The 21,411-nt window shown below is 42.4% G+C and carries 19 protein-coding genes; 6 read left to right on the top strand and 13 right to left on the bottom strand.

Going from position 1 to position 21,411, the window contains the following annotated elements; all coding sequences use genetic code 11:
• Positions 1-167 precede the first annotated feature (167 nt).
• The 7 genes from ABXT59_RS10915 to ABXT59_RS10885 form a co-directional block, all read right to left on the bottom strand.
• Positions 168-764 (bottom strand): class I SAM-dependent methyltransferase, encoded by a 597-nt coding sequence (locus tag ABXT59_RS10915; protein WP_443636144.1) that lies wholly within the window; start codon positions 762-764, stop codon positions 168-170.
• 41 nt (positions 765-805) lie between these two features.
• Positions 806-1,450: a hypothetical protein gene (locus ABXT59_RS10910; RefSeq protein WP_443636143.1), complete on the bottom strand. Its 645-nt coding sequence runs from the start codon at positions 1,448-1,450 to the stop codon at positions 806-808.
• Between the two features lie 139 nt (positions 1,451-1,589).
• Complete coding sequence (locus ABXT59_RS10905) at positions 1,590-3,269, bottom strand: extracellular solute-binding protein (RefSeq protein ID WP_443636142.1); 1,680 nt, start codon at positions 3,267-3,269, stop codon at positions 1,590-1,592.
• Between the two features lie 197 nt (positions 3,270-3,466).
• The gene (gene iolG, locus ABXT59_RS10900) at positions 3,467-4,468 is read right to left on the bottom strand and encodes an inositol 2-dehydrogenase (RefSeq protein ID WP_443636141.1); all 1,002 of its coding nucleotides are present in this window, start codon (positions 4,466-4,468) and stop codon (positions 3,467-3,469) included.
• The gene (locus ABXT59_RS10895) at positions 4,465-6,063 is read right to left on the bottom strand and encodes a GMC family oxidoreductase (protein WP_443636140.1); all 1,599 of its coding nucleotides are present in this window, start codon (positions 6,061-6,063) and stop codon (positions 4,465-4,467) included. The genes iolG and ABXT59_RS10895 overlap by 4 nt, the downstream gene beginning before the upstream one ends.
• Positions 6,053-7,210, bottom strand: coding sequence for a Gfo/Idh/MocA family protein (locus tag ABXT59_RS10890; protein WP_443636139.1), 1,158 nt, complete (start codon positions 7,208-7,210; stop codon positions 6,053-6,055). Before ABXT59_RS10890 ends, ABXT59_RS10895 begins: the two co-directional genes overlap by 11 nt.
• Before the next feature lie 333 nt (positions 7,211-7,543).
• Entirely contained in the window at positions 7,544-8,545 is a 1,002-nt protein-coding gene (locus tag ABXT59_RS10885) for a sugar ABC transporter substrate-binding protein (protein ID WP_443636138.1), read from the bottom strand.
• A 292-nt stretch (positions 8,546-8,837) separates the two neighbouring features.
• Between ABXT59_RS10885 and ABXT59_RS10880 the strand changes: the two genes are divergently transcribed.
• The 3 genes from ABXT59_RS10880 to ABXT59_RS10870 are packed head-to-tail and all read left to right on the top strand — an operon-like array spanning position 8,838 to position 12,304.
• Positions 8,838-9,797 carry an ABC transporter permease gene (locus ABXT59_RS10880; RefSeq protein ID WP_443636137.1) on the top strand — a complete coding sequence of 320 codons (960 nt, stop codon included), beginning with the start codon at positions 8,838-8,840 and terminating at the stop codon, positions 9,795-9,797.
• On the top strand, positions 9,794-10,798 hold the full coding sequence (locus tag ABXT59_RS10875) for an ABC transporter permease (RefSeq protein ID WP_443636136.1): 1,005 nt from the start codon (positions 9,794-9,796) through the stop codon (positions 10,796-10,798). The genes ABXT59_RS10880 and ABXT59_RS10875 overlap by 4 nt, the downstream gene beginning before the upstream one ends.
• Before the next feature lie 9 nt (positions 10,799-10,807).
• Entirely contained in the window at positions 10,808-12,304 is a 1,497-nt protein-coding gene (locus tag ABXT59_RS10870; RefSeq protein WP_443636135.1) for a sugar ABC transporter ATP-binding protein, read from the top strand.
• Positions 12,305-13,080: 776 nt separating this feature from the next.
• Here ABXT59_RS10870 and ABXT59_RS10865 read toward each other — a convergent pair.
• The 5 genes from ABXT59_RS10865 to ABXT59_RS10845 form a co-directional block, all read right to left on the bottom strand.
• Complete coding sequence (locus tag ABXT59_RS10865) at positions 13,081-13,575, bottom strand: DUF411 domain-containing protein (protein ID WP_443636134.1); 495 nt, start codon at positions 13,573-13,575, stop codon at positions 13,081-13,083.
• 336 nt (positions 13,576-13,911) lie between these two features.
• Complete coding sequence (locus ABXT59_RS10860; protein ID WP_443636133.1) at positions 13,912-14,334, bottom strand: cupin domain-containing protein; 423 nt, start codon at positions 14,332-14,334, stop codon at positions 13,912-13,914.
• 46 nt (positions 14,335-14,380) lie between these two features.
• Complete coding sequence (locus ABXT59_RS10855; protein ID WP_443636132.1) at positions 14,381-15,625, bottom strand: TRAP transporter large permease; 1,245 nt, start codon at positions 15,623-15,625, stop codon at positions 14,381-14,383.
• A 46-nt stretch (positions 15,626-15,671) separates the two neighbouring features.
• Positions 15,672-16,169: a TRAP transporter small permease gene (locus tag ABXT59_RS10850; protein ID WP_443636131.1), complete on the bottom strand. Its 498-nt coding sequence runs from the start codon at positions 16,167-16,169 to the stop codon at positions 15,672-15,674.
• Between the two features lie 110 nt (positions 16,170-16,279).
• Positions 16,280-17,326, bottom strand: coding sequence for a TRAP transporter substrate-binding protein (locus tag ABXT59_RS10845; RefSeq protein ID WP_443636130.1), 1,047 nt, complete (start codon positions 17,324-17,326; stop codon positions 16,280-16,282).
• Positions 17,327-17,680: 354 nt separating this feature from the next.
• Here ABXT59_RS10845 and ABXT59_RS10840 point away from each other — a divergent pair, with 354 nt between their 5' ends.
• Complete coding sequence (locus tag ABXT59_RS10840) at positions 17,681-18,838, top strand: ROK family transcriptional regulator (protein WP_443636129.1); 1,158 nt, start codon at positions 17,681-17,683, stop codon at positions 18,836-18,838.
• 13 nt (positions 18,839-18,851) lie between these two features.
• On the opposite strand, the gene ABXT59_RS10835 is transcribed toward ABXT59_RS10840, so the two are convergent.
• On the bottom strand, positions 18,852-19,232 hold the full coding sequence (locus ABXT59_RS10835; protein ID WP_443636128.1) for a nuclear transport factor 2 family protein: 381 nt from the start codon (positions 19,230-19,232) through the stop codon (positions 18,852-18,854).
• 829 nt (positions 19,233-20,061) lie between these two features.
• Here ABXT59_RS10835 and ABXT59_RS10830 point away from each other — a divergent pair.
• Together ABXT59_RS10830 and ABXT59_RS10825 are read left to right on the top strand one after the other, a co-directional pair.
• On the top strand, positions 20,062-20,931 hold the full coding sequence (locus ABXT59_RS10830) for an FAD binding domain-containing protein (RefSeq protein ID WP_443636127.1): 870 nt from the start codon (positions 20,062-20,064) through the stop codon (positions 20,929-20,931).
• A 3-nt stretch (positions 20,932-20,934) separates the two neighbouring features.
• Positions 20,935-21,411, top strand: coding sequence for a (2Fe-2S)-binding protein (locus ABXT59_RS10825; RefSeq protein ID WP_443636126.1), 477 nt, complete (start codon positions 20,935-20,937; stop codon positions 21,409-21,411).

Genomic DNA, 21,411 nt, shown 5'->3' with positions numbered 1-21,411 from the left:
AAGGGCTTTCAGGGTGAGCTCGCGTTGCTGCTTAAACTCATTCAGATCAACTTGAACTGTCACAAAGGCCCTTGCAACAGGGATCGATGTGCCAGTTCACTTATTTAGCCTCACTTAGCCTCATTCACTTAAGCACGGCTTTTGTTTAATGTTTTACCCAAGCTCAACTAACACTTAGCAACAAAGTCGATCAATGCAGACTGGCCTTTATGACCCGACCCTTCGCTTAATTGCATCTGGTACTCTTTGTTAACGCGTATTTCCTCAGGCTCAAACACGTCCTCAAACAACTCTTTGGTATACATAAGTGAGACGTCTTTGGGGCCACCTGTAGCCCACTCAATTTGCTGAGGGGTGTAGCCGTGAATTAAAAGAGTGCCACCTTTGTTAGTGGCTGATCTTAGGTTCATTAATACTTGTTTGATTTTATCGGGTGGAATAAATTGGAAGAATATACCAACAATATTGTCGTACTGTTTAGCTGACCAATCAATGTCAAAAAAATCTTCTACTTGGTAATTGACTTCTACATTTTGGCTGGCAGCTAAGGCCTTTGCCTTAATGTTTGCAACTGTTGATGCGTCTGTGGCTGTGACCTTGAAACCCTTGCTCGCCAGATAAACCGAGTTACGACCTTCGCCGTCGGCAATCACTAAGGTGTCTCCCTGTGGGATTAAATAGTGTTCCAAATTAACTAAAGCCTGCGCGGGTTCTGCCCCAAACAAATAATCCTCAATCGAAAATCTTTCGTCCCAATCCACCATCCACCTCTTTTGTTGTGTTGTAAAAGTACTCGACTAAATTACTAACTTTCAACAGGAAAACCAAAAACAATGAGCACGCTGTATTGATCTCGGTTGCAACCTAATACAGGTGGTGGAGCTTCGCCAGGTTTGAGTGGGAATGCCTCGCGGTTAGCATTTGCCGGTGAGCAGGTGCCTGAATCTCCTTCTGGTGTATAGCGTGCAGAGCGACAAGGCCCATGGGTCACATCAGCGATGGTTTTCCCATCGGACAATGACCATGCCTGCTTCCCATCACTATTTGGTTGTTCCACAGTCAGTAAAGAAATATGCTCTTCACCATTAGTGACGTAATATTGTCTAGCAGGTATTGGGAACTGGGGTGCTTTCATGATTAAGCCGTTTTCATCAAGCCACCAATCATCAATATCAAAGCGCCATCCTGATGGGGCAATATTGCCAGCTTTTTGCAAAAGTTGGTAAAAGCGCAGCCAAACACCAATGGGCCCGGGATCCACACTCCATAGCCCCCAGGTCTCTGCACCAGTGCCAGACGTGGCGCTACCTATGGCTAGGGATGCAATATATTGAGGTTGAACACGACGGACTTTAGTTTGCGCAAGTAGTGGACTAGCAATGGCAGTGACTAAGACTCCCAGTGAAGAGACAAGCCATTGGCGGCGGGATAACTTATAGGGTTTTTGCATAGAATTCTCAGCACGTTTAGACCGACTTTGCTCAATTACCACAAGCTAACATAGAAAGAATGGAGAGTTGATAGAATTTATAAAATTTTACAAACCACCTAGGTCCCTTAGGTTCTTGTGACTGAAAAGATCGACTTACCTAAACGCTAATCGACAACCTATCAAGCCGATCTTGCGCTCTTTTTAGACCCGCTGCCACGCTATATGTACGGACTAAAATTGAATGAATTTCCTCACCAAGTATTTTAATAATATCAAAATATTCTGGGATTGGGGGCCTGACGCCACTTTGCACCTGACCTTTACGCTCTAATTCATCAACCAGTTCCACCACTGGGCTCACCATTTTTACCTCGGGGTCGGCACTGGTTGAATAACGAGTGCTCGAATAGTTACCATTTAAAGCATACCATTTGATCAGCTCTGGCCTAGTTAAGTATTTCATGACACGCCAAGCAGCATCTTTGCTTGCCTTGCTCATATTGTTGGGGATAGCTAAGGAAAAGCCCCCAATGGGCGACACAGAAGCCACCCCAACTGCGCTAGGTGGAGCGCAATAGCCGACCTGCCGAGCAACAGTTGTGTAATCACTTAACTCCACCATGGATGCTCGGATGGACCAACCATATGTCATCGCAGCCTCGCCTTTAGCAAAAGTACGGATCCGCTTATCCCAATCGCAAGTTAGGCTGCATGGGTGAGCATAATCGAGTAACTCTAAAAGATATTCCATCGTCTTTTCGCCCACCTCGGTATCGACTCTTGGGCGTCCTTGATGAAATAATCTATTCGACTCTGTGCTTTGCAACATGATGCTTTGGCCCATAGACGCCATAGTCTGCATAAAAGTATGAGCTATGGGAGTACCTATCCCATAGTTCATGACAATACCACTTAAGCCTGGCTGTACCTGATGTAATTTCTGTGCGGCTTGCAAAACATCGTCAACTTGCTGCGGTGGGCAACCAATATCAAACTCTTCAAACAGATCGGTACGGTATAAAAATACCTCGCTAGTGGATTGAATAGGAATACCATATTGGTCGCCCTGGTAAGCTGATCCCTGCCAGGCAGCATTATGAAAATCTGTAAAATTGAATTTCTCTTCATCGATTCTATCATTCAGAGGCGCAATCATTTTTTTAGCAACAAATTCACCTAAACAAGGCAAATCAAAGGCAATGAGATCGTACTCAGACTCCTCTAATAAAGCGTTGCGAATGGACTCTTGTCGGAGATCATCCAGATTCATCACCACCATCTCTACAGTGCCACCGCAAAATTCATTAATTTGACGAGGATTATCTGCCAGAAAATTAAAAGTGGGATCAGTGGGGCCTAATATGCGTAGCTTTTTATCAAAACCGACCCCAAAACTTAAGGCCGAAGGAAAAGATAGGGTGCTGGACGCCATATAAGAAGCACCAAAATAGAAGTCATCCAACGACTTGCCACCCTCATTAAAACCAAAAGTAACGCCGATGTGAGATTTAAGTTGAAATGCATATTCTTCGAATCTGCCGATCAGCTGTTTGGAAGGATGTAAGGAAAAAGACTTTCCAGTTTTGGAACGTTGACGTTTTAGTATGTAACCGTCATCAATCAATTCATTAATTCGGCGTATCGCTGTGCCATAGGGCACATTTGCTGCCATCGTCAGGGCTGTTTGGGTAAGGATTTTACCTTCAAGATGACGGCGCATGGCATACAAAATGATGTTCCAACGAGAATCCACACCAGACAAGGTATTTTTTCCCTGCGCCATAAACTGTATTTTTTCTACAAATTCGAGGATAGACAGTAATTCAGTTTGGGTCATGGCCCTACCAATTGAATTGATAATATCGACAACATTTTACCTAGGTGTGTTAAGGAAGTCATCCTTCAATGAGAGTGGGCCCGCCGAGGATTCACCAGCCACTGAAATAAATAGGTGGAGCCGCACTAACGACTTCCACCATAAGTTTGGGCGCTCCAATAGCCTCTGTTTTTGTGCGCTCATGGCTAGGAATAGGGCTAGCAATAGACTGGCGCAATGGCCTTGCGTTCTTTAACTGATCGATTACAAGCAAGAGCTATAGCTAGAGCATTGCGACCATCAAATTGATTACACTCTATAGAATTTTTGTTTTGTACCGCATCAATAAATTCATCAATAATAATGCGATAGGATTGTTCATAGCGCTCCAAAAAAAAGTATTCTAGTGGTGACGCCATATTAGTGTGGGTGTCAGAATAGCTGAGTAACGAGTGTTCATGTTGGTTTTGTGTTTGCAGCATGCCCTTGGAACCAAAGGCTTCTATGCGCTGATCAAACCCGTATACGCTCCGCCGGCTATTGTTTACATGGCAAATGGCGCCACTGGGCATCATCATCATGGTCATGCTGGTGTCGATATCACCCAGTTCACCGATCTTAGGATCAACAAGACAGGACCCGGTGGCCATGACTTCAAGAGGTAACTCTTGGCTGATCCAACACATCAAATCAATGTCATGCACTGTGCTGTCAATAAAATAACCCCCAGAACTTTGTAGGTAGTTGACTGGAGGTGGACATGGGTCTCGACTCGTCAGTAGCAACATATGCAAATGACCGACGTCGCCTGCTAATACGGCTTGTCGAAGTTTGCTAATTTGTGGGTCGAAGCGGCGGTTAAAACCCAACATAAAAGGTATTGGATACTGGGCTAACGTTTGCAAGCACTGATCGACCCTTTGTATCTCTAGATCAATGGGCTTTTCACAAAACACCGCTTTTCCAGCTTTTGCTGCCATAGTAACAATGTCTAAATGAGTCGGTGTGGGGCTAGCAATAATAATGGCATCGATAGCCTCGTTATTGATGGCAACACTAATTTCTGTGCACGCATTTGCTTGGTATTTATGGGCTAGTTTGGATGCTGATTCTAGTGTTCTACTGACCACATAAACGAGCTTACAATGTTCATTTTTCGACACATTATGGCAATATATTTGACCCATACGACCAGCACCGATCACTGCAATATTAATCACGCCTTGGCATCCTCAATAATCATTGCTGCACCTTTTTCGCCAATCATTACTGCGGTGGCATGAGTATTGCCCGATACCACGTTGGGCATAATAGACGCATCAACGACCCGTAAACCCTTTAATCCGCGCACTCTTAAACGATAATCTACAACAGCATCTTCTTGCTCTATTGTGCCCATGCGGCAGGTCCCTGCGCCATGCAGCAAAGACAAACCATTTTGCCGACAGTGAGCTTCTAATTCAGCCTCAGTTTTTGGGCCTGGCCCCGGGGAAATTTCGCTTTTCACAAACTCATCCATGGGTGCTGTTTGAGCGATTTTTCGGGCCTGTTTGAGTCCTGCGATGGCCGCATCAATGTCATCTTGATGCTTAAGAAAATTAAATTTAATGACGGGTGCGTCTTGTTGGCTGGAAGTCTTGATGTGACAGGAACCTCTGGATTTAGGCCGAATATGTTCAGCCAAAATCGTAAAACCGGAAAACGGTTTGGGCTTCAAATCTTCGCCCGTATTCCAAGCCATTAAAGTAATCATCATATCTGGGGTTTTAATATGAGGAGCTGTGGTAATAAAAGTATTAGAGTAATTACCATTGTCGGCAAAGGGACCAGTTTTAAACACTAGGTACCGTAACAACTGTAAGCCGCCTAAAATCGGATTATTGTATAAATCGTTAACGGTAATTCTTTTGCTGCACTGATATTCTGCACTGATACCGAAGTGGTCCTGAAGGTTTTCCCCCACTCCTGGCAGCTCGTGCTGAACTTCAACACCGGCTTTCTCAAGTACCTCTCGATTACCTATACCCGACAATTCTAGAATCTGTGGTGAGTTGAAAACACCACCGCAAACAATGACTTCTTTAGTCACAAAGCTATCATATTTTCCAGACTTGTTGCTCCAACGAACACCCGTCGCTACGCCGTTCTTTAGAATAATGTTCTCGACCATTGCACCAAGCTGCACTGTAATATTTTGCATTGCAGGCCCAGTTAGAAATCCCGACGCGGTACTCCAGCGCCTTTGCTTTTTAGTATTGATTTGTACATAGCCTGTGCCGACTTGGCCGGCACCGTTAAAGTCATTGTTGCGGGGGGAGCCAAGCGCCTCAGAAGCACTGTGGAAGGCTTCACCCAAAGCATGATTAGAGGGCAAATCGGAAACTTCTAAAGGACCACCCACACCATGGAATTCGCTTGCACCGCGCTGTTGATTTTCTGATTTTTTAAAATAGGGTAGCACTTTCTCCCAGCCCCACCCAGCGCATCCCTGGGCTTCCCAAGAATCAAAATCTTGTGCCTGACCGCGCATATAAATCATGCCGTTAATAGAACCAGACCCACCAAGCACTTTGCCTCTTGGCTGAAATAAAGGCCGGTTATTCAATTCTGGCTCTGGTTCGCTGGTATAGCACCAATTAACCTTCGGGTTGTTGTACAATTTAGAGTAGCCCAATGGAATTTTTATCCAAGGGCTGTTGTCTTTTCCTCCCGCCTCCAGCAATAATACTCTGTATCCAGCTTCGCCCAGGCGGCCAGCTACTACGCAGCCTGACGAACCTGCACCTATAATAATATAGTCGTATTTACTTTCCATTGTATTTAATGTGCTCTTTTATACTAACCCATTGTCCGGTGTCTGCAGAGGACTGCATAGCATCGATGGTGCGTTGGACTCGGTAGCCTTCTTGAAAATCTGTAAACAGTGGTTCGCTGTTTAACATCGCATTAACAAGTTCGGCCACCTCGATCACTTTTAAATCGTTAAACCCAATGTGGTGACCCGGCGCTGGGCAAAATTGATTGTAGGGAGGGTGCTGAGCGCCTGTTTCTATTTTGGTAAACCCGGTTTCGGATGTATTTTGAATAGGCTTATAAACGTGGATTTCATTCATTCTTTCTTGATTAAAATGAATGGCCCCAAGGGTGCCCGTGATTTCGAAGGACAGGTCCATGTTGCGCCCTGTCTGCAGCCAGCAAACATTAATACTGCCGATACAGCCGCTAGCAAATTCCATCAACACATGTGAAACATCATCAACTTGAACCGGTAGCATTTCATAACTTCCAAGTGTGCGCGGCCTGTCTTTGACGACCGTTTTTTGGTGTGCATTCACTCTGCTTATAGGGCCCAAAAAATAGCGAGCTAATGATGTTATATGGCTACCTATATCAGCTAACGCCCCTCCCCCTTGGGGGTGGGTCCTAAATGAATGGGGTTGGCGTGATTCACCCATATAGTTTTCGGCATGAGTCCCACGAAAGCTGACAATGTCGCCTAGGTCACCGCTTTCTATCATGGTTTTAGCCATTTTAAAGAGTGGGTTGCGTAAAAAATTAAACCCCACTTGAGTAACGACACCGGCATTATTAGCTGCATCCACCATACGCATAGCCGATTCTAAAGTGGTCGACAGAGGTTTTTCACAATAAATTGTTTTGCCATGGCTTGCAGCAAGGATAGCCATTTCCTCATGGAGCCCGTTGGGGGCTGTTATAGCAATAATATCGATATTTGGGTCAGCGACCATGTCCTGCCAGCAGTCTGTACTTGAAATAAAACCGAGAGCGTCTGCGTTATGCTGCGCCAGGGTTTTGTTGATATCTGCTAAACAAGTGAGCTCTATTTTGACTGGAAGATTGAATAAACTGCTTACGTTGCGAAAAGCATTAGCGTGACAACGGCCCATAAATCCAGACCCAATTAAGCCAACGCGAATAATAGGTTTATTATTTGATTCCATGCTAATTTCCCTGAGATCCATTCATCTGTTGGCTGCATATAGAGAGCCAAGTCTGATTATCGTTGTAAGTTATGGAACCACTCAAAATATGATTTGTCTCAACCCTGTTTGGAGCAAAAGCCATAAACACATTTGCCAGTTGTTTCTTAATTGTTAGTTCGATTTCACCCGCCGTGAAAGGCTTCTCTCAACGAGAGAGGCCTTTTTCCAAGGGCTTTAGCTGCCTAAATCAATAGGCAATTGTCCTTCTAAAAATGAATACTTTATTAGATCAATTAGTAAACAGATCGTTAATCAATTGCGTTAAATTCTAACGACCCGTTTATTGTCAAACTACCAGCTTGGACGTTCAAATTGGTTAACGTTGTTGGCTTGGATTTTTGGAGTTTCAATTTGGGCTAAAGTGGGTACATCAATACCGTGGGCAATTTTTACTGCAGTTTGGATAGCTAATATTGCATCATCTTCTGCTGATTGCTTATTGGATCCTGTTTCCCAACCTGTTTTGATAGCGTCCCAACCTTCACCAAATAAGTTACAGGTTACAACTTTTACGTCACCGGGCTTTTTGCCTTTAGCTTGTAATGCACTAATTACGCCTAAACCCATGCCATCATCAAAAGCATAAACACCATCAATGTCGTTACCAAACTTAGTTAGGAAGGTCTCCATAACCGTCTGTGCCTTTTCACGATTCCAATCGGCTGATTGGCTAGCAAGGATATTGACGTTGGGGTATGCATCTTCTATTTTATCTAGAAAACAGTTCTTTCGAAGAATCGAAACGCTATAACCTGGCGTACCTTCAACTACGACAATATTACCTTTCCCATTGAGTGAATCGCCCAGCATTTCTGCTGCTTGTTCTGCCTGAGCGCAATCGTCCGGACCTGTGTGGGCTTTGATATACCGGCGACCAGCCTCTCCAATCGGTGAATTTGACGTAATGACAGGGATACCCGCACGTGCTGCTTGACGCACTGCAGGTATCAGAGCATTCTGCGAGGTTGGCCACAATACAATAACGTCCAAATTTTGAGAAACCATATCCTCAATTTGGTTGAACTGCACCGCTGGGTCACCTTGAGGATCCATCACTGTCGCATCGATACCAAGTTCTTTTGCATAGCTTACTGCTGTTTCTGCATATTTGGCTTGGTAAGCATTGGATCCTGGGTATAACACGGTAATACCAATCCGGGTTTCGGAAAGTGGTTTTGTCAACTTGCCACCCAACCATTCAGGTGCATTGGCCGCTTGAACTGCGCTCGTTAGCAGGCCAGCACACAATAATCCAGCAATAGAAATTACTGATGTTGTTTTTATTCTGTTCATCACTTTGACACTCCGTTAAATTAATAATCTTTCAGCCCAAGCCTCATTTGCTCGGTCTATTATTATCATCATAATTGGCAAGCAGCCCGCAATACTCAATATGTCCAAATTGGATATTTTATTAGTATCAGAAAAATTTGAATCTAAAAGGGAGAATGAGGAAGCTTATTTTGTCTATTAAACATAGCCAGTCTATAAGATGTCCATTTTGGATAAATTCCTGCTACTAATTAACTATTGAATAGACCTATGATGGAATCAGTAAAACAAAAACTAATGTAGATTTTTTATTATGGCCCTTCTCAAAAAAGCCAGTGATGCAGCGCAAAAACACGGTTTGATTGGTGGTTTTGCCATCTTTTTAGCAGTGGTGTCTTTGTCTTCACCAGAATTTCTTACCCTAGGGAATATTTTAGATGTGATCCGTCAAGTGTCGATCACTGGAATGATCGCTATTGGGGTGACGTTTGTTGTCATTACGGGACGCTTAGATTTGTCAGTTGGATCGATGCTTACCTTGCTGACGGTTTTAGTCGTGGACCAACATAATCAAGTAGGGCCTGCCATTGCCATCGCATATACTTTGCTTGCGAGTCTCTTAATTGGAATGGTAAATGGTTATTTGATCGGTTTTATGCGGTTAAACTCGCTTATTGTTACCTTAGCGATGTTGTCATTGTTGCAGGGCGCCACACTATTTTACTCGGGTGGTTCAAACGTTAACGTAACTAACCCTCAAGAAACTTGGTTCCGGTTTTTTGGACGAAGTGAGTTTATAGATATTCCAGTACCTGTTTGGATATTCTTCTTTGCCGCATTGGTGGGCAGCTTTGTACTTTTAAAAACTAATTTTGGACGTTGGGTTTTTTCCATTGGAGGAAACGAGACAGCCAGTTTGTTTTCGGGTGTGCAAACCAGATGGGTCGTTTTAATTGCTTATGTCATCTCTGGTTTTGGAACTGGGTTAGCTGCCATTATCATGGGAAGCCGAGTCATGGGTGCGCAAAGTACGATTGGTCAAGGATATGAGCTTACGGTTCTTTCTGGAATAATTCTTGGTGGCACATCTATGCTGGGTGGGTCGGGTACCATTTGGCGAACAGTCATTGGCGTCACAATGCTAGGCTTCGTGCAAAACGGCTTGTTGTTATTAGGCTTTGCTTATTATGTTCAGTGGTTGGTGACATGGGCCGTTATTATTCTTGCGGTGTGGATCGATTTAGCTGCTAAGAGAGGGAGGGTTTTCGTATGAGCAACTCTGTAGGTGTGAAAAAAGACCACACTGCCAAAACGATGACATCAATTCAAAGTTCAAGCTTAAGCATATTAAGAATCATTCGAGCGCAGCACATCTGGGTGTTCTTGCTTATTTGTATGCTGGTGTTTTCTTTTGCTTCGCCATATTTCTTCACCCTAAATAATATTGGTAATGTGCTTACGCAGGGATCTTTTATTGGCTTTCTTGCCGTGGGAATGACCTTGGTTATGCTTAATGGAGAGATCGACCTTTCGGTGGGTGCAACGTTAGCTTTATCCTCAGCCCTTGCTATAGGTCTTCAGGACAGTATTGGTATTTGGCCCGCTATTATAGTGGCTTTATTGTCGGGTGCTTTCTTTGGTTTCATTAACGGCGCCTTAGTTGCATTATCTGGAATTCATTCTTTTATAATCACACTGGGTTCACTGATGGGTATTCGTGGAATTGTGTTCATTTTTACGGGTGAAGAAGCCTTAATGACCAGTGATTATTCATACACAGAGTACCCAGAAATTTATCTTGGCCCAGTGTCACTTACTGCAATGATATTTTTCGGTTTCGCCCTGTTTTTTCAGTGGATTCTTTCTAAGACCAAACATGGATTAGAGACTTATGCCGTTGGTGATAACGAAAAGTCTGCTCATGAGGCGGGCATCAGAGTTCGACGTCATAAGGTCATTAATTTCACCCTTTGTGGTCTATTAGCCGGGGTTGCTGGCGTTTTGTTGTCTATGCGCTTAGGAACTGCAGAACCCAATGCCGCTAGAATTTGGGAACTGTGGACTATTATTGCTGTGGTTTTGGGCGGTACACGCTTAACCGGAGGGTATGGCAGTATGTGGAAAACAGTGGGGGGTGTTATTACTCTAGCGGCGCTTCTGAACGGGTTGCGGCTGCTAAACACGCCTAATTACATCGAGTTGATCGTCATGGGAACAGTGCTTGTGCTCGCATTAATTCTTGATAAAACGTTAACTTCTAGCCAATCTAGGTAGGGTGAAAAAATGAATGAAATTATTGTAACTGCTGATTCTATTTTGAAAAAATTTCCGGGTGTGATCGCACTTAACAGAGTTAGTTTTGATATCAGGGCCGGCGAGGTGCATGCGCTAATGGGTGAAAATGGCGCAGGTAAATCAACGCTTATGAAAGTGCTATCAGGCATTTATAACCCTGATGAAGGCGCCATTCACCATCGTGGCAAAAAAGTCATTATAAAGACACCCAAAGAAGCCCGAGAATTAGGCATCCTGCTGGTGCACCAAGAACTTTCATTATCACCCGAATTGTCAGCTGCAGAAAATATTTACCTAGGCGACTGGCCAACCAATCGCTTTGGAATAGTTAACAAACGAAAAATGAACGCAGCAGCGAAAATTGCCTTAGATGAGTTAGGTTGTAATTTTGGACCCGAAGTTCTTGTGCGTAATTTGTCAATTGCGAAGCAGCAAATGGTAGAAATTGCGCGCACGTTAGTCTTTAACGCCAATGTTGTTATCTTTGATGAACCCACTGGAACACTTACAACTACTGAAAAAGATCAGCTTTTTGAAGTCGTGCGATCCTTACGTAAAAAGGGTGTGGCGATTGTTTACATTAGCCATAAAATGGATGAAATTTTTGAGATCGCAGATCGAATTACGGTTCTCAGAGACGGAGAGGTGCAGTGTACGGTGAACACTAGTGAATCAACCATTGGAGAAATCACCAATAGAATGATTGGTCGAGATCTAGACCAGTATTTTCACCGAGCAAAAGCAGAATTTGGCGCCGAGTTATTAAGTGTTAATCAATTAACCATACGGGGTTTGTTTAAAGATGTTAGCTTTTCAGTCCGAGCAGGAGAAGTGGTTGGTTTATATGGCTTGATAGGCGCGGGTCGGTCTGAAGTTGCTGAAACACTCTTTGGTGTGCGCCAAAAAGATAGTGGCGAAATCATTTTTGATAATCAAAAGGTAAGTTTTTCATCCCCAAAACAGGCCATTGAAAAAGGGTTGGCACTGGTGCCTGAAGATCGGAAATCGCAAGGGCTGATATTGGGTATGGGCGGCAGACACAATATGACTCTGCCACACCTTAGTTTATATTCAAACATGGGGGTTCCTAGGGTGGACAAGGAACTGCAAGTATTTGAAGACTATAAAACCAAACTTGAAATTAAAACGACGGGGCCAGAGCAATTGCTTTCTGATCTGTCTGGTGGTAATCAACAGAAATTAGTTCTCGCCAAATGGCTATGTGCCCATCCAAAATTAATTATTCTTGATGAGCCAACTAGGGGCGTTGATGTGGGTTCCAAATCTGCCATTCATCAATACATCGCGACACTGGCTGAACAAGGCTTAGCCGTGATTGTCATTTCTTCAGAGATGCCAGAAGTGATTGGTGTGAGTCACCGCATATTGACCATGGCAGAAGGGCGGCTGGTTGGAGAGTATACGGGTAAAGAAATGACAGAAGAAAATTTAATTGCAGCAGTGTCAGGGTTGACTGCGGCCTGATAAAACGGATATCAAAAAAATTAATTCATAGACACTTCTTGGAAATCTTTAATAAGTTCATGTGTGCCCTAAGTAGTTTTCCTGAGGCAGGAAAGGGGGGTCTTCCCCGGTTCATCTTTACAGCATAGGAAATAACCACGTTGAGTCTTTATATGTGTGCTCTAGAGCGTATTCTGAGAGCGATAAACTTGTCCACTAAAATGAACCGCTTGAAACACTTAGATCAAATAATTCGATACGTTTTAATACTCGAACATCGAGTTGAGGTACTTCCTCCAATCTAGGACCTCGACGATTCTGAAATCGTCGCTGGGTAACAATTGCGCCCATAAGTGAACCATTTAGACTAAATGAATGAGATGACACGCTGTAGCATTTTATGAGGCTTTTAAATCAGAATCATAAGCTCATAAATTAAGAAAGATTCCTAGGGTCACGCGCCCAGATGTTATCAAGATTCTGGATCGCTTGAGGCAGGTTTTTGTTTGTTGACATTAGCCCTCACTAAGGCCCGACAAAGTGATGATTTGGGTTCTTATGTGTGTAGGTACTAATCCCCTTAACAGAGCCGGTGGCGTCGCTATTCTCAAAGAGGTCCTTGATATTCATACTCAAGGTGGAGTTAGTGAACTCATGGGGGTTTTAAGTAATGATCTGGGAGTGTTTACTCACGCTGGTTATAGGTCCGTTACCCAGATTTCTGGGCCACACAAAGTGGGGGGTACCCCCAAGACATAGTTTAGGAAATAAGGAATGAGACGTTAAGTCGGGCACTCTTAAACAGACATGCCTGCTTCAGGGTAATGTTGAAATACTGCTGCTGTGCCGTCAGCGCCGATTATATAAACATCGTATGCTTCACGCTCTTCTTCAGGTCCCATCCCGGGAGAGCCGTAAGGCATTGCTGGCACGGCTAAACCTAAAGCATCAGGGCGGTCTGTTATGAGGCGTTTTATGTCGCTGGCGTCAACGTGTCCTTCGACGAAGTACCCATCAATTTTAGCGGTATGGCAGGACATCATATTATTGGGGACGCCACTCTGAATCTTAAACTCAGTTAAAAAGCTGCCAGAGCGATCTTCAGTAGTAACATTGAAGCCTTTGTCTTTTAAAATTTCGATCCATGCATTGCAGCAACCACACTGTGGGTTTTTAACCACATGTATATCAGGGTAAATGCCCTCTGCTAAGGCAGCCAAAGGAGCAGCAACTAGATAACCTGATGCAAGTATTAACAATTGGCGCCGGCTTAACGATACTTTGTTCTTCATTGCTGATTTTCTCAACATCGTGCTAATTATTTAATATGGCATCCTAGCACATCCATAGTATGAAGATCGGTTGATTGTCACTGTATAGGTTAAAGACGAACTAGCGGGAGATGGTGTGCCCAAAGAATATGAGCAACGCGTAGAGGAAATAGCTCTAAGTTATAGCGATACTGCCTATGCAGACTTCTAGATCGCTTATAAAAGCTCAGCGTGCTGTGTATGCTGGATGTGAAGGCTTAACCTTCAAAAGGCACCCCACTGTTGATTTATATTGAAAAATACACATAAAATATATTTTAGGTAAAGTTTCAACTACCCATATCAAAGCTAGTTTGCTCACTTATCGGCAGTAAATTGATCTTCTTCTGATCCAATAATTACCACTTCGCCTGTCTGCGAAAAGGTTCTATTTACGTCAGATGAACCATATATTACCATTACCACCAGTTGCTCATCTGTATCATTAAACAGCTGATGTTGCACATCTGAAGAAAGATAGGAAGAATCATATTTATTACAAATTAATTCTTTACTGCCACCATTCAAAACGATCCTAAGAGTACCTTCTAAAACTGTAACTTGTTCCTCGGCATTATGACTATGTGCCGGCACTGAGGTCATAGGAGGCATAAAAGTAATACCTGAGTGCAATGAGTTTGCACCAATTTGTTTACTCGCAATTAAATGATTTTTAATGCCGCGCCCACGCTCATAAACTGGTAATTCGTTAAATTTTAGATGGTTAATCTTTTTATTCATAGCTGTTCTCTTTTCTATTTAATTATGTAGATAGATCTTAAGGATGTTAGCGGAACCAAAGTACCACATTAGGAAATGCTGCAATCACTACGATACCTATAATTAATGCAAAAAAAGCTGGTATCGCTTTAACAGCAATTTTTAAAAATGGCTCATCACTAACGGCAGACGCCGCAAATAAATTGATCCCGACAGGCGGGGTAATAAAGCCGACTGCTAGGGTACAAACCACGAATACACCAAAGTGCACCGAGTCAAAACCTAGTTCAATTCCGATTGGTAAAAGTATAGGCATAACGACTAAAATAGCTGCTATTGGCTCAAGAATAGAGCCTACGATTAATAGGACAAGAATAATAAGAGCGACTGATCCAACAGGCCCTACCGGTATGCTGAAGAAAAAAGACACTAGGTCGGAAGGTACTCGTAAAATAGCCAATACTTCCCCAAGCAAAACTGAAAAAGCAATTATTGGAGCCAAAACTCCTGTAACCACAGCAGCTCTAAAAAAAGCCTCTTTGAGTTCAGTTAAACCGAAGGACCGATGAATTAATAGCTCAACAATCGTCACATAAGCAACGGCTACACTAGCCGCTTCTGTTGGAGTAAATACACCGCTGTAAATACCACCCAAAATTATCACTGGCGCCCCAAGGCCAAATTTTGCATGCCAGAGTGATGCACCCACCTCCTTTAATGAAAACGCACCACTTTCAGGCACACCCCAGTCGGTGTGCTTGCATACAAAATAGTTTGCAGTACACATTGCGATTGCAAGTATCAAACCAGGAAATATACCTCCTAAAAATAAATCACCGATGGATGTGCTAGTCGCTACACCATATATAATAAAAATTAAACTAGGGGGTACGATAACGCCAAGTATTCCACCTGAAGCCGCAAGTGAGGCGGCATAACTTGCCTGATATCCTCGCTTTTTCATAGCTGGCACCATTATTCTACCGATGGTGATGGTGTCTGCTGAACTGGAGCCACTTGTGCCTGCAAAAAAGAAGCAACCAAGTATCGTAGCCATGCCCAGGCCACCACGGATCCAACCAACTATGGCTTCACCCAGTCGAACCAGATTATTTGCCGTTTGCCCACGTGATATTATTTCACCAGCCAGAATAAAGAGAGGCATAGCAAGCAACGCCCAGCTATCAATGGCACTAAAAGGAACTTCTCCAAAGACAGTAATAGAGTATACGTCACAGCCTAAAATCATAGCCATAGATCCAAGACCAAGTACCACGAAAAGAGGTACTCCAATGCCAAGATGCACGAGCATTAGTGCTGCAATTACTAGTATAATTATAGAGTTTGGTTCCACCTTTTTATCCTTTTTTGACTGGTATTGACGTTGATTCATCGTTGTTTTTTTCTAATGGATCAACCCAATTCTGTATGATTCGCACGATGATGAGAAGCCAGCCTAAGGGCAACGCGGCGTGTGCAAAAGACATATTGAGATCAATAGCGGACATCACTATTCCAGCTGACCACTGTATTTCCATCAACTCTAATGAATAATAAACAATGGCGCATGCAAGGAATAAGGTTAAAACATCAATATACAAACTTAACCATCTAGCTTTTGAAGGTGATAACCAGTTTGGAATTAAATCGATACGAATGTGCCGAGAATGTCTAATAGCCTCTGAGGCAGCCACGTAGGTCAAGTAGACAAACGCATATCGTGCCGTCATTTCACCCCAAGCACTTGAAGCCCCAAAGGCATATCTCCTAATAACTTCTATTAAGATAATTAAACAGAAATACGAGTACGTGCCAATAATGAACCACTTAATTAACTTAGTGTCCAAAAACCTCATAAATATTCTCATCAGAATTCTGTTCCTGCCAAGTTAATAGTTCCATTATTAATTCAAACAAATGAGGCTTACTGAACTCTTCCCAGCTCACATAATATTTAGCTTGTAAGTCATGATGTCATGCCCGCTATCCGTTCATATAGATCTTTGCCATAACGATTCTTGAATTCATCCCAAACGGGTAGTTTATGGCCAGCAATAGCACTCCAAGCTTTCTTCTCATCATCGCTTAATGTGTGCATTTTAATTCCTGATGATTCCCATAACTTTACTATTTTCTCGTTAGCAGTCCTTTGTTTTTCTTTTTGATATTCAAAACTTTCAGCAGCTGCTTTCATAATAGCTCCCTGAACATCGCTTGGTAATTTATCGAACCACTTTTTATTCAGAACGGTGATATGACAATTAAGGCTAATCTGAGACATTGTCGCTGAGCCCAAAGTTTCGTATATCTTTGTTGCTGTAAGTGGACCAAGACCAACGTTCAATGCATCAGCTGCACCTTGCTGTAAAGCTTGGTAGGTTTCACCCCAGGCAATAGAGACTGGGTTCGCAGGTGTTAACTTGAACACCTGCTGCTCAACTTTCGAACCTGTGACTCTGATTTTTATACCATCCAAATCGTCTGGCATTTTTATTACTTTATCTGCTACCTTCGATACTCCAATAACACGGTGCCCTGCATTGGACCACATACCAGGTAGAACTTTGAAGCCTTTACTCTCAGGCTCCTTTATCAAATCACTATCCACAAAAACATCAGAAGCTAATATCTCTTCAAATTTTTCGTTGCTCGGAAATAAAAATGGGAAATCTAAAAGATTGTATACACTTGCATACGGTGTAAAGTTTTGCGTCGACAATTGACAAGCCTGAATTGCGTTGGTCAACACCTTTTGTGGAAGAACTGTCTGTCCACCTAAGCTTCCAGCCTCATGAATATCTACTAATAATTTTCCACCTGCGTACTTCTCAGCTCTTTCTTTGAAAAAATTTAGACCCGTGGCCATATAGTCTTTGGTAGCGTCACCAAAAGTATGACCAAACGTCATGACGTAATCAGCTTTCGCTGCGGATGCAGTTTTTGCAACATACGGTAACGCTAACCCTGCTAAAGCTGCAGTTCCAGTTTTAAGTACATTTCTTCTTGAGATCATTTTAAGTTCCCCTGTAAATTTAATATATTCATAAACTTCACGTTTCAGTTAAACATCAGTGACTCAATAATCACATTCATCTAACACCCAACCTACACAGTTATAAACAACATTTATACAGTCGATACACCCCTACGTGGAGTGTTCTTTTTTTTAAACTTGTTACAACGCTTTAATAAAATTGTTTATTACATGTTGTAATTAATACATTATACTAACTAGGTTTTCTAGTCAAATGCTATGTTATAAGCATTATTGAAATCAGAATCGTCTGATATAATAATGAACATAAACAAGTGCTTAAAAAGGTATTACTAAATCAAACGATCAAATAAACAATCAAAAAGACCACATTTGGATGATATCCGGACCACCAATCGTGCGAGAATTCTGGAGTTATTGCTTCAGCGTGATACTGTTTCACGCAAAGAATTGAGTCAAAGATTAGATCTAACCAATGCCACTATTTCACGTATCACAAAAGAACTTATTGCTGAAGGCGTCTGTTGCGAAGGCAAATCCTATCAGTCTGGAAATCAACTGGGACGTCATCAAACCGATATTTTCATCAATCCTGAAGGTGGATTCGTAATTGCAATATGCATATCTGCATTTTCAAGGATCATTACGATCACTGATATTTCTGGTAAGACACATCATGAAGCCAAAATACCACTCCAGGCCGTCAAATCACCTAAATCTGCAATAGAATTTATATCTAATTATGTCGAAGAACTGACTAAAAATGGAGCATTAAATAGAAAGAAAGTACTTGGTGCAGCGTTAGCTATCGCTGGTTCTATTAATATCGAAACGGGATATCTTAAACAAGCACCTCTGTTAAAATGGAGGAATTATCCTTTTGGTGAGCACCTTACTGAGCGCTTGGGATGTCCCGTCCGAGTTGAAAATATTGCTGACACACTTTGTTTAAATTACCTCGAAAGAACTGGTCTTGAGGACGACCCGTACATGAACATTTTCTTAATCCATGTCGCTGTAGGAATGGGTGCAAGTCTAGCAATAGACCGCCGTATTGTGAGAAAACGTGGGAATGAGGGACTGATTGGTAAAACACCCGCTTTATGGCATTCTGACAAACTCATAAGACTCGATGAAATTTCGTCAGGCGAAGCAATTCTTCAGAGGCTTGAAGGCACCAGAAATTTATCAAACGATACTCATTCAAATATTACAAAGCGCTTTCAAAGTGCAGTTGATTCATGTAACAAAAACTCTGTTCTGGAGAAGGAGATATTTCTTGAAGCAGGGAAAACGTTAGGGGCAAGTCTAATGGCATTAACTGTGACCTTTTCTCCAGACATTATCGTATTGGCCGGACCTGCTGTGGCAGCAGAAGCCTTCTGTGAAGGAATTACAAACACCTACCGGGAAATCTCAAAGGGTACAGATGCTGAGACTACAAAATTCCTAATCAACAAAACATCCTATATAGAAGCGACCATAAATCTTGCTCTTAGGGAATATTTATGTGCTGACATAGTCCGTTAGCTTTTGCCTTTTATTATTGGTCTTCAACTTTCAAATGAAACACCTTCGAAGCAATTTTCCAATTACCAGCAACTTTTAGTAGAGACAGGTAGTCGGTGTAACGACCCCCTGGCAAGATCAATAAATCTACCTTAGCTAAAGCAATTGTGGGGCATGTTATGTCAATTGATAAAATACGATCGTCCCTGTTCTTATTCTGGCTTTCTGGCGAAATTCTGGATGCTATTCGTTCATGAAACTGATCCATATCAATTATGACTGCCACATCATCTGACACATTGCAGACATTGGCATTTGGCAAAAATAATTGATTTATAAGTTCAACGTCACATTTGTAAAGAAGATCAAAGTAGTCGTCGAGTAGGTTTAAAATTTCAGAATATTCAGTTGCCATTTGTTTTTCAAAGTTAGAATTTTTCTAACAGAAGAGCCTCGTTTTTATAATTAAAAATAATTATTATTTACATAATGTAATTAATTATAAGTAGATAAAAAATTGAAGTCAATGACCCAGGTATTGATCAATTGTAGTCTATGCACTGAGGGCCCATGGAACATGCATTTAATACTCAAATATATATATGAATTAACATACTTACAATGTTCATAGATATATTTATTACTATGAATAACCTTAGCATCGTCAATATATTAATTAGTATTTTTCGTGTTTGACTCACCACACAGCATTACTGATGGGTGAGCGCTATATCGTCTATGGTTTCATCGTTGGGACCGGGCCATGTGCGAACTTGGCAGACGCTCAGCTAAAGAGGACTGACAAGACTTCAGTCAAGCCATTTGGAAAGAGTCATCATAGGTATGTTCACAGTCTTAGAACTAAAGAAGTCATCGCTATGCGCGAGCTATTATCAGAAATCGATAAATCATTAAAAAACCCATCACAGTATGCCTAGTGGCAGGATAACCTAGGCCAATAAGCTATGTAATTATTCAAAATGATTTTCTATTGTCTTTTCATGCGTAAATATTGCCACTGGTGCATGCGCGAGCGGCGGTGGTTTTGACCCTAGTGGTTTTTCACAAAGGGGGGCAACGCTAACTTTAATAGAGACTAAAGTATAATTGTAGAGACTAAAGCATCATTGTAGGACCAAAGTATAATTGTTGTTAAATATTTTACAAGTATGCTTAATTTAATCTGGCATGCTTTGTTACATGCAGACCTTCAGATTTAATAACTACAATAAATGGAGAAACTCATGATACCAAGTGCATTTGAGTACCATGCAGCGACCAGTGTGGCAGATGCCGTGTCGATGCTTGGACAATATGGTGAAGAAGCAAAAATATTAGCGGGCGGGCACAGTCTGTTGCCTATGATGAAACTTCGTTTCGCTGAACCTGCTCATTTGATAGATATAAATGGTATTGAAGAGTTGCGCGGTGTGCGAGAAGAAGGTGGTAATATTTGCATTGGTGCGATGACGACCGAAAACCAACTTATTGCGTCGCAATTGTTATGGGATAAATGTCCTCTCATTCCTCAAGCAGCAAAACTAGTTGCTGACCCTCAAGTAAGAAATCGTGGCACGATTGGAGGTGATATTGCGCACGGTGATCCTGGGAATGATCACCCCGCCATCATGTTAGCTTTAGGCGCATCATTTGTATTGGTGGGCCCTAATGGTGAACGCAAAGTACCTGCGGGTGATTTTTTTCTTGGGACCTATTTCACCTTGTTAGAGGAAGGTGAAATGATGACTGAGATTCAGGTGCCGATTCCAGCAGCAGGTAGTGGCTGCGGGTACAGTAAATTGAAACGTAAGACCGGTGATTATGCGACCGCCGCTGCTGCTGTTCAGTTACAACTTAGTGGTGATGTTTGTTCTAATATTACTATCTCTCTGACAAACGTAGCTCCGTGCTCATTTATAGCAACTGATGCATCAGAATATTTGACAGGAAAAATCATTGATGAATCGTTGATTAGTGAAGCCGCTGAAAAAGTCATGGCTGCCTGTGATCCCGCTGAAGATTTACGTGGTGATATTGAATATAAAACAAGTATGGCAGGTGAAATGGCACGGCGTGCTATTCGTCAAGCCTTGACGAATGCGAAAGGGGAATAAACAATGTCGAAGACACATATTCAATTTAAATTGAACGGCTCAGAAGTAGAAACATTGGTAGAGCCGCGTGAACTTTTGATTCACGTGATACGTGAACAACTGGGACAAACGGGCAGCCATATTGGCTGTGAAACGAGTCATTGCGGTGCGTGTACCGTCGATCTGAATGGAGAGTCGCTAAAATCGTGTACGATTTTAGCGGTGCAAGCTAATGGTGCTGAGGTAGCAACAGTTGAAGGCCTTGCAGCGAGTGGGGAGTTGCATGCCGTTCAGGAAGCTTTTATGCAAGAGCATGGTTTGCAGTGTGGTTTTTGTACTCCGGGCATGTTGATGCGTTCTTATCGGTTCCTACAGGAAAATCCCAACCCTACGGAGGAAGATATTTGTCAAGGGATGTCGGGTAACTTATGTCGTTGCACGGGGTATCAAAACATCGTCAAAGCCATTCAAGTAGCGGCTGTAAAGCTGCAAGCTAAATAA

This window comes from Candidatus Njordibacter sp. Uisw_058 (assembly GCF_047730065.1).
Classification (GTDB): domain Bacteria; phylum Pseudomonadota; class Gammaproteobacteria; order Pseudomonadales; family Balneatricaceae; genus Njordibacter.
The sequence above is the reverse complement of the archived record's forward strand: the minus strand, read 5'-3'. Positions and strand labels throughout refer to the sequence as shown.

Bases quoted from the DNA above. Each gene is read 5' to 3' on its own strand.
- ABXT59_RS10915 (WP_443636144.1), bottom strand. From the start codon at position 764: ATGGTGGATTGGGACGAAAGATTTTCGATTGAGGATTATTTGTTTGGG.
- ABXT59_RS10910 (WP_443636143.1), bottom strand. From the start codon at position 1,450: ATGCAAAAACCCTATAAGTTATCCCGCCGCCAATGGCTTGTCTCTTCA.
- ABXT59_RS10905 (WP_443636142.1), bottom strand. From the start codon at position 3,269: ATGACCCAAACTGAATTACTGTCTATCCTCGAATTTGTAGAAAAAATA.
- ABXT59_RS10895 (WP_443636140.1), bottom strand. From the start codon at position 6,063: ATGGAAAGTAAATACGACTATATTATTATAGGTGCAGGTTCGTCAGGC.
- ABXT59_RS10890 (WP_443636139.1), bottom strand. From the start codon at position 7,210: ATGGAATCAAATAATAAACCTATTATTCGCGTTGGCTTAATTGGGTCT.
- ABXT59_RS10885 (WP_443636138.1), bottom strand. From the start codon at position 8,545: ATGAACAGAATAAAAACAACATCAGTAATTTCTATTGCTGGATTATTG.
- ABXT59_RS10880 (WP_443636137.1), top strand. From the start codon at position 8,838: ATGGCCCTTCTCAAAAAAGCCAGTGATGCAGCGCAAAAACACGGTTTG.
- ABXT59_RS10875 (WP_443636136.1), top strand. From the start codon at position 9,794: ATGAGCAACTCTGTAGGTGTGAAAAAAGACCACACTGCCAAAACGATG.
- ABXT59_RS10870 (WP_443636135.1), top strand. From the start codon at position 10,808: ATGAATGAAATTATTGTAACTGCTGATTCTATTTTGAAAAAATTTCCG.
- ABXT59_RS10865 (WP_443636134.1), bottom strand. From the start codon at position 13,575: ATGAAGAACAAAGTATCGTTAAGCCGGCGCCAATTGTTAATACTTGCA.
- ABXT59_RS10860 (WP_443636133.1), bottom strand. From the start codon at position 14,334: ATGAATAAAAAGATTAACCATCTAAAATTTAACGAATTACCAGTTTAT.
- ABXT59_RS10855 (WP_443636132.1), bottom strand. From the start codon at position 15,625: ATGCTCGTGCATCTTGGCATTGGAGTACCTCTTTTCGTGGTACTTGGT.
- ABXT59_RS10850 (WP_443636131.1), bottom strand. From the start codon at position 16,169: ATGAGGTTTTTGGACACTAAGTTAATTAAGTGGTTCATTATTGGCACG.
- ABXT59_RS10845 (WP_443636130.1), bottom strand. From the start codon at position 17,326: ATGATCTCAAGAAGAAATGTACTTAAAACTGGAACTGCAGCTTTAGCA.
- ABXT59_RS10835 (WP_443636128.1), bottom strand. From the start codon at position 19,232: ATGGCAACTGAATATTCTGAAATTTTAAACCTACTCGACGACTACTTT.
- ABXT59_RS10830 (WP_443636127.1), top strand. From the start codon at position 20,062: ATGATACCAAGTGCATTTGAGTACCATGCAGCGACCAGTGTGGCAGAT.
- ABXT59_RS10825 (WP_443636126.1), top strand. From the start codon at position 20,935: ATGTCGAAGACACATATTCAATTTAAATTGAACGGCTCAGAAGTAGAA.